This window comes from Brachyspira sp. (assembly GCF_050873525.1).
Taxonomy (GTDB): Bacteria; Spirochaetota; Brachyspiria; order Brachyspirales; family Brachyspiraceae; genus Brachyspira.
Genome location: NZ_JBNMIZ010000073.1, coordinates 1 through 11,839, shown reverse-complemented (window position 1 = coordinate 11,839; position 11,839 = coordinate 1). Strand labels below are relative to the sequence as shown.

General features: G+C 31.9%; 9 protein-coding genes. 6 read left to right on the top strand and 3 right to left on the bottom strand.

The window, feature by feature from the left end:
* The first annotated feature begins 45 nt into the window (after nt 1-45).
* The 3 genes from ACR0QS_RS06505 to ACR0QS_RS06495 all read left to right on the top strand — a co-directional run bounded on the left by ACR0QS_RS06505 (nt 46) and on the right by ACR0QS_RS06495 (nt 2,948).
* Nucleotides 46-834 carry a hypothetical protein gene (locus tag ACR0QS_RS06505; RefSeq protein ID WP_432632629.1) on the top strand — a complete coding sequence of 263 codons (789 nt, stop codon included), beginning with the start codon at nt 46-48 and terminating at the stop codon, nt 832-834.
* Nucleotides 835-1,168: 334 nt separating this feature from the next.
* Nucleotides 1,169-1,978, top strand: coding sequence for a transketolase (locus ACR0QS_RS06500; RefSeq protein ID WP_432632628.1), 810 nt, complete (start codon nt 1,169-1,171; stop codon nt 1,976-1,978).
* A gap of 22 nt (nt 1,979-2,000) precedes the next feature.
* Nucleotides 2,001-2,948 carry a transketolase family protein gene (locus tag ACR0QS_RS06495; protein ID WP_432632627.1) on the top strand — a complete coding sequence of 316 codons (948 nt, stop codon included), beginning with the start codon at nt 2,001-2,003 and terminating at the stop codon, nt 2,946-2,948.
* Between the two features lie 139 nt (nt 2,949-3,087).
* Here ACR0QS_RS06495 and tpx read toward each other — a convergent pair whose 3' ends face one another.
* A complete protein-coding gene (gene tpx / locus ACR0QS_RS06490) occupies nt 3,088-3,585 on the bottom strand; it encodes a thiol peroxidase (protein WP_432632626.1) in 498 nt (165 codons plus the stop codon).
* Nucleotides 3,586-4,049: 464 nt separating this feature from the next.
* On the opposite strand from tpx, the gene ACR0QS_RS06485 reads away from it, so the two are divergent.
* The 3 genes from ACR0QS_RS06485 to ACR0QS_RS06475 all read left to right on the top strand — a co-directional run bounded on the left by ACR0QS_RS06485 (nt 4,050) and on the right by ACR0QS_RS06475 (nt 10,091).
* Nucleotides 4,050-4,400 (top strand): aspartate 1-decarboxylase, encoded by a 351-nt coding sequence (locus tag ACR0QS_RS06485; protein WP_432632625.1) that lies wholly within the window; start codon nt 4,050-4,052, stop codon nt 4,398-4,400.
* A gap of 67 nt (nt 4,401-4,467) precedes the next feature.
* Nucleotides 4,468-8,793, top strand: a complete 4,326-nt coding sequence (locus ACR0QS_RS06480) for an acyl-CoA dehydratase activase-related protein (RefSeq protein ID WP_432632624.1) — start codon at nt 4,468-4,470, stop codon at nt 8,791-8,793.
* A gap of 35 nt (nt 8,794-8,828) precedes the next feature.
* Complete coding sequence (locus tag ACR0QS_RS06475) at nt 8,829-10,091, top strand: homoserine dehydrogenase (RefSeq protein WP_432632623.1); 1,263 nt, start codon at nt 8,829-8,831, stop codon at nt 10,089-10,091.
* A 4-nt stretch (nt 10,092-10,095) separates the two neighbouring features.
* On the opposite strand, the gene ACR0QS_RS06470 is transcribed toward ACR0QS_RS06475, so the two are convergent.
* Complete coding sequence (locus ACR0QS_RS06470; protein WP_432632622.1) at nt 10,096-11,217, bottom strand: glycosyltransferase family 2 protein; 1,122 nt, start codon at nt 11,215-11,217, stop codon at nt 10,096-10,098.
* 35 nt (nt 11,218-11,252) lie between these two features.
* Nucleotides 11,253-11,839: Rpn family recombination-promoting nuclease/putative transposase (locus ACR0QS_RS06465; RefSeq protein WP_432632621.1), on the bottom strand; the 587-nt coding region annotated here is incomplete at its 5' end.

Sequence of the window (11,839 nt, the reverse complement as noted above, 5' to 3'; positions counted from 1 at the left end):
TATATAATTTAAAAAATGAAATTTAATGAACGAGGTTTTATAGTTATGAATGAAAATACATGGAAAATAGATTTTGAATATTTAAAATCATTTGAATACAGAATAGATAATATGGTAAGTTTGATAAATTTGAACGAAGTAAATAGCATTATGGATTTAGGAGCGGGACATCAAACTTTAAGAAGAAAAATTCCAAAAGATATAGAATATATACCATGCGACATATATAAACATGTCGATAGCACGATAATTGTAGATTTTAATAAAGGCGAGTTCTACAATAAAAAAGTTGATGTAGTATTTTGTTCTGGCATATTCGAATATATTTATGATTTAGAACAATTTATAAAAAATATTAGCAAAAACACAAATATTTTAATAGGTAGTTATCATTTTAAAAATGATATAGAAAATCGTCCTGATATTTGGGTAAATTCTTATAATATAACTGACTTTTTCAAAATATGGCATGAATTGGGTTTTACTTGTGCATTTTTAGATAAATTTAATTATTTTAATAATATTTTTCAAGACTATGAAAGCTATGAAAGAATATTTATTATAACGGATAATACTAAAAATAATATTATAAATTATTCCGTAATCAACAAAGTTTTATTACAAAAAATATATCAAAAAATAGAAGATACTGAAATTAGTAATCTTAAAACTATTAATATTTTAGAGAAATTAATTGATTCTATAGCTTGGTGGATACCAATTAAAAAGTGGCGAGATAATTTTAGAAACAAATTCTTTGATAACTTCATAGGGGGGGTAAATATTAGTTTCAATTTTATTAATTCTCTTAATTTTAGAAATTGCCAATTATGAATATTAAAATATTTTTCACATTATAAATAATATTTTAATGAAAGTATTTATACCTGAAGTAATCCAAAATTAATAGAATTTGATTTTAAATTTAGATTTTTTAATAGCGGATTGCCTTGCCTTTTGCCAAAGGCTCGCAATGACAATTTATCTCCCTTAATTTTTTGTCAATAATTTAATAAAAAGATTTTAAAATATTAATTGCTTCATTAATCAAATACGGGATTTAGTCGCATTTGTAATGATATTTATCAATATTTTTGACTTTAAAATATTAAGTGATATAATTTAACCAATAAATTTTAATTACAGATTTTTAAGGAGAAGAAATTTTATGAGTTCAGTAGAAGAACTAGAAAAAAAAGCTAAAAGATGCAGGCAGATACTTCTAAAAATGGTTTACGAATCGAAAAGCGTAGCTCATGTCGGAGGTTCTTTGTCGGCTATGGATATGGCGGTTGCCGTATATGACAAATATATAGATTTCAAGGACCCGAATAGAGCGCGTTTTGTTTTATCGAAAGGACATGTTGTAGTTATGCAATATGCAATATTTGCAGAGCTTGGAATAATTCCTATGGAAGAATTGACTACTCTTAAAAAAATAGGAACTCGTTTGCAAGGGCATCCCGATATCAATAAAATTCCAGAAACCGAAATGAATACGGGACTTTTAGGACAGGGACTCGCCGTTGCTATGGGAATGGCTTACGCAAGAAAATTGTCAAACAATAAAAATAAAATATTCGCTTTATGCGGAGACGCGGAATTGCATGAAGGACAGATTTGGGAAACGGTTCAGCAGTCGGCACATTTCAAATTGGATAATCTTGTCGCAATTATAGACAATAACGGACTCTCTTCTCATGACCCTGTTGATAAAGTTATTGATTTGGGTTCTTTGGAAGATAAATTTAAAAGTTTTAATTGGAATACGATAACGGTTAAAGACGGAAATAACATGAAAGAAGTTGTCGAGGCTTTGGATAAATTGGATAAATTGAGCGGCAAGCCCGTAGCGATAATAATGAAAACCGTTAAAGGAAAAGGCGTTTCAACTTTGGAAAATAATCCTAATTGCCATTCTTTGACAATAGGCGATAAAGATTTTGAACAAGCGAAAAAAGATTTGGATATAAAATAAAATTTAATAAAGGAATATAATTATGATAAAAATAGAAAAAAGCTCCGCTCCGAGAGTAGTAATCGGAAAACATTTAACGAATTTAATTGAAAAAAATAATAAAATAATAGTGATAGATAACGATTTGGGAACTTCCACATCTTCCGCCGATGTCGAAAAAACTTTTCCTAAAAACTTTTTGGAATTGGGAATTGGCGAGCAAAGTTCTTTAAGCGCTGCTACTGGACTTGCTTTGGAAGGAATGTTTCCCGTTTATGTCAATTTCGCAATATTTGCAAGCGGAACTATTTGGACTCAAATAAGACAAGCCGCTTACGCGAAAGCAAATCTTAAAATAATAGCCACTCACCCTGGACTCGATGCCGGTCCCGATGGAGCGAGTCATCAGGCTACGCAGGATATGGCTTTAATGAGATGCATTCCAAATATGAATGTCATTTTACCTTTGGACGAAAACGATGTTAAATCGGCAATAAGTTACGCTTTGAATAATAAAGGACTTTATTATGTGCGAGTGGCAAGAGAACCCGTTCCTATAATTTATAATTCGCCCGAAGAGGCAAATTTCGATATAAAAAATAAAGAATTATATTCTACTGGAGACGATGTGGCGATATTTTTTGACGGTTCTTCTTTCGAGCAGGCTGTGGATGCGGTTAATATGCTTGAAGAAAATAATATAAAGTATCGATTGATTCATGTTCGCTCTTTAAAACCTTTAGACTCCGACAATATTATCGAATGCGCTAAAAAAGTTAAATGCGTTATAACTTTAGAAAATCATAGCGTGATTGGAGGATTGGGAAGCGCCGTTGCCGAAGTTCTATCCGCTCATAAAGATGTCGCCCCTTTAAGAATAGTGGGATGTAAAGACGCTTTCACGGAATCGGGAAAATCTACAGAGCTTAAATTGAAATACGGAGTTTCCGCTCAGAATGTATTTGAAAAAGTTAAAGATGTTTTAAAATAATTTTTAGTTAAATAATTTCAAATAAAAATTCATAAATAAAAAGCGCATCCCTTAATTGAGATACGCTTTTTTAATTTCTTTTAAAATTATAAAAACTATAAAATTTTTCAAATTATAAATTTTATAAATTTTTTATAAATTATAAAAGAGATTTTGCAGCTTTTAATGCGGCTTCATAATCGGGTTCGTTTGTAATTTCGGGAACATATTGAACATATCGAACAATATTGTCTTTATCCAATACGAATACGGCTCTCGTTAAAAGTTTTAATTCTTTTATAAGAGTTCCGAATTTTTTTCCGAAATCCCTTTCCGCATAATCGGACAATACTATATGCGAATTAGCGTTTGCCGCCGCACACCATCTCGCTTGAGCGAAAGGCAAATCCAAAGAAACCGTTACAACCGTTACGCCGTTTAAATTAGCGGCTTCTTTATTGAATCTTTTAGTTTGAATATCGCATACGGGCGTGTCCAAAGACGGCACTGACGATATAATTTTTACGGTAGAACCAGCATCGGAAAGCGACCAAGCGCTTAAATCTGTTTTTGCTCCAGAAAAATCAGGGGCTTTTGCGCCTTCGGTTAAGGCTACTCCTTCCAAATGAACTTCTCCGCCTTGAAATGTTATTTTCATTTTTGTTTCCTCCAAAAATTAACTAAATTATTTAATGATAATGATTATTAATAATATATTTTTTATAAAATAAAGTCAATAAAAAAATACGATTATAAAAGCCGTAATAAATTGAAAATCAATATTTTACAAAATTAAAATCCGCAGGTTTTATAATTCGTTGCGTTAATATCTTATTATTGTATAGTATGATAAGATATTTTTTTTCATATTTCCTTTATATTATATTTGTGGGGGCTGTCGTTCTGGCAGTCTCTATAAAATATTAAAAAAATGTATTAAATGTTTTATCTACAATAAGTAATTATTAGTAAATCATAATAATTCTTAATAAATATTTATAATTATAATATTGACTTTTTTGTCGACATAAGTAAAATATTTCATTATATTTTTAATTTATTTATTTTTTATTAATTTTATTAAAGAATAAATTTTAGATACATTAAGGAATATAAATTATTATGATGCGGGAAGTCATAAAATCTAAGATTCATAGATTAACCGTTATGAGAACGGATTTAAACTTTGAAGATTCGATTACTATAGACGAAGAGCTAATGGAAAAGTCCGATATAATGGAAGGAGATAAAGTTTCGGTTATAAATATCACCAGCGACAGCAGATTCGAGGCGATAGTTATAAAAGGAATAAGACATACGGGAATAATAGGAATAAACGGCAATAATGTGAATTATGCCAAAAAAGACGATATATTGGTAATACTATCATATTGTAATATACCAGAAGAAAAAATAGAAAATCATAAAACAAAGATAGTATTCGTTAATATTAATAATATGGCTATAGACTAATAAGGTTTATAGATTTTGATTATAGATTAGATTTATATTTTGTTTATATTTTTATGGAGAATTAACTATGAAAAAGATATATAGAGCTGGAATAGATATTGGTTCGACTACGGCAAAAATGGTAGTTTATGACGAACTCGACAATATGATATTCAAAACTTATGTTAGACATAATGCCGATGTGAAAGAAACTTTATTATCGATACTTGAAAATTTGCAAAGCATTCATGGAGATTTGGATTTATCTCTTTCTATGACGGGAACGGCTGGAATGGGAATAAGCGAAAAAACGGGAATAAGTTTCGTGCAGGAAGTTATCGCTTCGTCAACGGCAATCAGAAAAATTTATCCTTATGGAAGAACATTGATTGATATAGGCGGAGAAGACGCTAAAATAATAGTATTTGACGATAATTTCAAAGCGGATATAAGAATGAACGGAAACTGCGCGGGCGGAACGGGAGCTTTTATCGACCAAATGGCTACTCTTTTAAATGTTCATCCATCCGAACTTTCCACTTTATCGGAACAAGCGACTTCCGTTTACCCAATGGCGAGCAGATGCGGAGTATTTGCAAAAACCGATGTTCAAACTTTAATAAGCAGAGATATTCCAAAATCGGATATAGCGAAAAGCATATTTCAGGCGGTTGCAGTTCAAACGGTTAATACTCTTGCAAAAGGTTTTGAAATTAAACCGAAAATACTTTTTACTGGCGGACCTTTAACATTCTTGCCAGATTTGAGAAGAACATTTTTAACTCTTTTAAATGCCACCGAAGACGATATGTATACGGTTGAGCATCCAGAATTAACGGCGGCTATAGGAGCGGCTTTCGGAGAAAAAGAAGATAAAACTATAATATCCGTTTCAGAGTTTACAAAATTAGTTCAAAATATTTCGGCGGAAGTGAAAATAAAGAATTCAAAATATAGAGAGGCTTTATTTTCAAGCGAAGAAGAATATAATAACTGGCTTAAAGAACATGCGAAAGATAAAGTTAAATCTGCAGATGTGAAAACGGTTAATGGTAAAAATACTTTTTTAGGAATAGATTCAGGTTCTACGACTACAAAAATAGTCATCATAGATGAAGAGGGAAAAGTAGTTTTAAGACATTATAGAAACAATAACGGAAATCCCGTTGGAGCGGTTGTCGAAGGATTAACCGAAATAAAAAGAGAATTGGAAGAAAAAAATGTTAATATAAATATTGCTCGAACTTCCGTGACAGGCTACGGAGAAGATTTGATAAAAGCGGCTTTCAATATGGACGAGGGAATTGTTGAAACGATGGCGCATTATAGAGGAGCGAAAGCGTTTGACGAAAAAGTAAGTTTCATCCTCGATATTGGCGGACAGGATATGAAAGCGATATTTATTAAAGACGGAATAATAGAAAATATAGAAATAAACGAGGCTTGTTCTTCGGGCTGCGGTTCTTTTATAGAAACTTTTGCAAGAGGAATGGGCTATAAAGTCGCCGATTTTGCCGATATTGCCTGCGAAAGCGTTAGTCCATGTGATTTGGGAAGCAGATGCACGGTATTTATGAATAGTAAAGTTAAACAGTCTTTAAGAGAAGGCTCTTCCGTTGCGGATATTTCTGCTGGACTTGCAAAAAGCGTCACTCTAAACTGTTTTACTAAAGTATTGAAGATTACCGACACTTCGATTTTGGGAGACAATATAGTAGTTCAAGGCGGAACTTTCAAAAATTCTGCAGTTCTTCGTTCTGTTGAAAAATTCTTAAATAGAAAAGTAATTCGTCCCGATATATCGGAATTAATGGGAGCTTACGGATGCGCTTTGCTTTCTTTAGACACTTTCAACGCTAAAAAAGAAAAAACCACATTTATCGGTTTGGATAATTTGCAGGAAGCGAACGATTATGAAAGAAGACAACTCACTTGTAAAGGCTGCGAAAATCTATGCACAGTTACAAGATTAAAATTTAAAGATTCAAAATCTTTCTACACTGGAAATAAATGCGAAAGGATATTTTCAAATAAAGGAAATAAAGAAAGAAAATACGGAATGGATATTACGCAGAAAAAACTTTCATTGCTTTTTGAAAGACCCTTGGCGCCAGCTACCGATGAAATAAAAGGAATAATAGGAATTCCAAGAGTTTTAAATATGTATCAAAATTTTCCGTTTTGGGCTACGATACTTACAGAATGCGGTTATAGAGTTCAATTATCGTCTCCTTCGAGCATGGCAATCGCCGAAAAAGGCTCGGGAACTGTTATGAGCGACAATATATGTTTTCCCGCAAAAATAGCGAACGGACATATATACGATTTGATAGAATCGGGAGTCGACAGAATATTTTATCCTTCCGTAGTTTTGGAAAAAAGCGAAGATGACGGAAGCGTTAATAGTTATAACTGCCCCGTAGTGACAGGATATCCCGATGTTATAGACAGTTCTATAAGTCCTCTCACAAAATTTGGAATTCCGTTCGATGCTCCAATTATAAGTTTCTTGAATGAAGATTTATTATATAAAGGATGCAAAGCCTATTTTGTTAATATTTTGGGTATAGATAAAAAAGATTTTGACAAAGCGTTTAAAAAGGCTTTAAAAGAACAAGTTAGAGTAAAAGAAGAATTGAAAAAAGAAGGCGCTAAAATAATAAAATACGCGAAAGAAAGCGAGACGCCGACAATTCTTATAGTGAGTCGTCCTTATCATATAGACCCTTTAATAAATCATAAAATACCAGAAACTATAGCGTCTTTTGGAATAAATGTTTTGACGGAAGACGGTTTGGATATAGAAGAATCTCTTGCCGATGTTCAAGTTCTTACTCAATGGGCTTATCCTAATAAAATGTTTAAAGCGGCTTTATGGGCGGCGTCTCAAAAAGATTTAAAATTGGAAGTGGTTCAAATAAACAGTTTCGGCTGCGGTCCCGATGCCACAACTTCGGACGAGATAAAATCAATATTAAATTCTTACGGAAAAAATCCAACTTTAATTAAAGTAGATGAAATATCAAGCCCGGGAAGTATAAGATTAAGAATTCGCTCTATGATTGAAAGCATGAAAATGAAAGGCGATTTCGTTTATAGAGAAAAACCCGAAAGAACATATATTAAAAAATACGAGAAAAACGAAAAAAGAAGCATACTCGTTCCTAAATTCGGGCATTTTTACGACCCTATGATTCTAACTTTGCTTGAAAGAAGCGGTTATGAAGCGATACCTTTGCCAGACCCAGATATAGAATCGGTTGAATTGGGTTTAAGATACGCGAATCAGGATATTTGTTATCCAGCTACGATTGTTATAGGCGATATAATAAGGGCGGTTCAAAGCGGAAAATACGATACCGACAAAATTGCGGCGGGAATCTCTCAAACGGGAGGACAATGTCGTGCAAGTAATTATGCGGCTTTAATTAAAAGAGGATTGATAAACGCGGGCTATCCCGATGTTCCCGTTGTAACAGTCGGCTTGACGGTTATAAACGAACAGCCAGGATTCGAGCTTTCAAAAATGGATATGATGAAAGAGGGAATTATCGCTATGCCTTACGCGGACGCTATATCTACAATGTATTATTACACGGCGGTTAGAGAGGCGAAAAGAGGAGAGGCTTTAGCGCTTGCAAATAAATATATAGCTTTGCATCCAAAAGATTTTTCGCTTAAAGATACGGATAAATTATTGAAACAGGCGGTTGCGGAATTTAACGCGATTGAAACTAAAGATTTATATTTGCCTAAAGCTGGATTAGTCGGTGAAATATATGTTAAATACAATAATTTTGCCAACGGAGATGTTTGCGACTGGCTTATGGCTAAAGGAGTAGAGGTTATAGTTCCTCCAGTATTCGATTTCTTCGTTCAAAAAGTTATAAGCGAACAGGTAAATAAAGAAAAACATGCGAGGGAAGTTTCGTTTTTAGGTTATTACGGTTCTAAATTGTCGGAAAAAATTATTGACGCGAGAATAGACGCGGTAAATCAAATAATGTCAAAATTTAAAGGTTTCCGTCCCGCTCATCATATAAGACATATAGCGGAAAACGCTTCGAAGATTATTTCTTTGACTAATCAATTCGGCGAGGCTTGGCTTTTGCCCGGAGAAATAGCGACTTTTGCGGAAGAAGGCGTTAATAATGTGCTTTGTTTACAGCCTTTCGGTTGCATTGCAAATCATATTATAGCGAGAGGAATCGAAACGAGATTAAAAACGAGATATCCCGATTTGAATCTTCTTTATTTGGATATGGACGCGGGAGCAAGCGAAGTAAATACGATTAACAGATTGGAATTCTTCGTTCGTTCGGCTAAAGATTCCATAAGCAACGAAACCGTAGTTTTATACGATGAAAAAGAAAAATATTTTGCAGAACGCGGTTTTATAAAAATAGGAATATAATTTATAAATTAATAATTATAAGAGATAAAGAAAGAATGAATAAAAAAAAAGAATTCAAGATAGCTATCGCGGGCTACGGACATGTCGGCAAAGATACGGTGAAAACTATTATCGAAAATAACGAAATAATAGAAAATAGAACGGGAATAAAATTAAAAATTAAAACCGTTTTCAGCAGAAATATCGACAAAGTAAAAAACGATAAATATCTCGACTCTATAGAAATAAAAACGAAAAATTTAAACGATATATTGGACGATAAAGAAATCGACATAATAATCGAAGTTTTGGGCGGAATGGACGCGGCTAAAACTTTAATAATGAAAGCGAAAAAAGGAGTCGTGACGGCAAATAAAGCCTTGCTTGCCAATTCTTTTGCCGAAATTGTGGAAAACAGAAAAACTGATATAGCTTTCGAGGCATCGGTTGCGGGCGCGGTTCCAATAATAAAAGCGCTTAAAGAAAGTCTGGTTTCGGATAAAATAGAATCGGTTTACGGAATATTAAACGGAACTTGCAATTTTATTTTAACGAATATGACTAAAAATAATCTGGATTTCAATGTCGTTCTTAAAAACGCTCAAGATAAAGGATATGCCGAAGCGGACCCAACATTTGATATAGACGGAATAGACACGGCGCATAAATTATGCATATTGTCGTCAATAGCTTTTTCAAATATTATGGATATGAATAAAATATTTATAAGAGGAATAAGAAATATCGAGCTTTCGGATATAATTTTTGCGACAGATTCGGGTTATACGATAAAATTGATAGCCGAAGCGAGCATTGACGAAAATAATAATGTTTTTATATTCGTAATTCCGACTATGCTTAAAGAAGAAAATATGCTTTCAAAAGTCGATTACGCTTTTAACGCGATTACGGTTGTGGGAGACAGGTCGGAAGAGAATGTTTTTTACGGAGCTGGAGCTGGAGGGCGTCCGACAAGCAGCGCGATAGTTTCGGATGCGATAACGATAGCGAGAAATAATCTTATAACGGACGAACTCAGAATTCCAATACTTGGATTTGCCAAAAAAAATAACGATATAAAAATTAAGGATTTCAAAGAGAAAAACGAAACTTTTTATATAAGATTTTCTTCTTCAAATAATAATTTTGACGCTTTTAATAAATCTTTTATAGAAAATAAAATTATCGTAGAAAAATCATGCATAAAAGACAATAATTTTATGTTTATCCTAAAAGATGCAAATATAAATAAAATAATCGAAACGATTGAAAAAATGGAAAAAATAGAAAATATATTTATAGCGAGAATAAAATCGTAAATATTTATTTAATCTCTTCGTCAAACTTTTCTTTGGCAATTTTATTCAAATTATATTTTTTATATTTTTCCCTCAAAGTTATCGAAGGAATCCACCAAGCGACTGAAAAAACTTTTTTCTTTACGCTTTCTACTTTATCCAAATAAATATTATAATCGCCGTTCGTTTTCATTATATGACAGGAATAAGCCTCAAAAGGATGTTTATCTTTATCTATTTCCACATTTAATTCTTTCATTAAATCATGGCATTTTTTATAAAATTCGTTTTTATTTTCAGCGTTATAATTATTAAATACGAAAAGAAAAGAATTGAAATTATAATAATTTGCGTCTTTCAATAATTCTATTTTTTTTTCTTTATAAATCGTATATATATTTTTGAATACCGATAAAGCGTCCGATATCGTTCGATTATCTTTTTCTATGGAATGAGTTATAGAAGACTTTCTTTGAACATAATAATATTTAGCATCGTTATTATAAAATTTTTTCGGAGAATATATAAGATATTTATAAAAAAATTCCGTATCTTCCGAAACGATATAATTTTGAAATTGCAAATTATTTTTTTTGATAAAGTCTTTTTTAAATATTTTATTAACGGTAGAAACTAAAGGATATTCTGGAGTATTTTCTTTTTGAGGAGTATCGACATTGAAATTGCTTATTCCTTCTTTCCAACTTTCACTTTTTTTAAATTTCTTTTTCCAAATTTTTATTCTGTTATGATAGTAAGGCTTTATTATTTTATCTCTCACTATATTGATATTATTTGTAAAAACTATATCGGCTTCGTTTTTAATCGCCGTATTATATAAAATTTCAATATAATCATTTTCGATATAATCGTCCGAGTCTATGAAAGAAATATATTCGCCCGAACTTTCGCTTATTCCGATATTTCGAGAAAAACCTATTCCAAAATTTTTTTCATTATTTATAATTTTTATTCTGCTGTCTTTTTCGGCATATTCTAAAATTATATTTTCGCATCCGTCTGTAGAAAAGTCGTTAATGCATATTATTTCAATATCTTTCAAAGTTTGATTTATTACGCTATCCAGACATTTTCTTAAATATTTTTCAACATTGTATATTGGGAGAATTACTGAAACTTTCGGCATTATTTTGTCCTTAATTCAATGTTCGAATTATAGTTTCACAGTTTGCGGATTTCTTCGATGGTTAAGCCCGTAATTCTTTTAATAACTTCTATATCTATATTTTCTTTTTTCATTGATTTTGCCATTGAGATTTGTTCGGCATGTCTGCCTTCTTTTATGCCTTCAAGTTTGCCTTCTCTAATTCCTTTTTTAATTCCTTTTTTTATTCCTTTTTCAATGCCTTCTTTTATGCCTTCTTTGCGTTCTCTATCAAGCATAATTTTTTGTCCTACCAAAAATGCGTCCCTTGCGTCATAAGCTCGCATAAGTTTATCGTCAGAAGTAAATCGTTTGTATTCTTCAATTACTTTTGTCATAATCGGGTTTGCCTCCTTTAATTCTTTTTCTATAGATTTTAAATTTTTGGTTGTGAAAAATTTCATCCAAGTGAGTAATTTATTTTTCTTTAATTCGTCTATCGTAGATTTTTCAATTATTTCAATAAATCGTTTCGCTTCGATAACATGCATTTGGATAAAATCTAAATCTACATTATGGTTTTTCGTGTCGATTAATTTAAAACAGCGGTGAGGTTTACCTTCGTCTCCGAAATCTAAATTAAAATTAAGTAAATTGATACTTA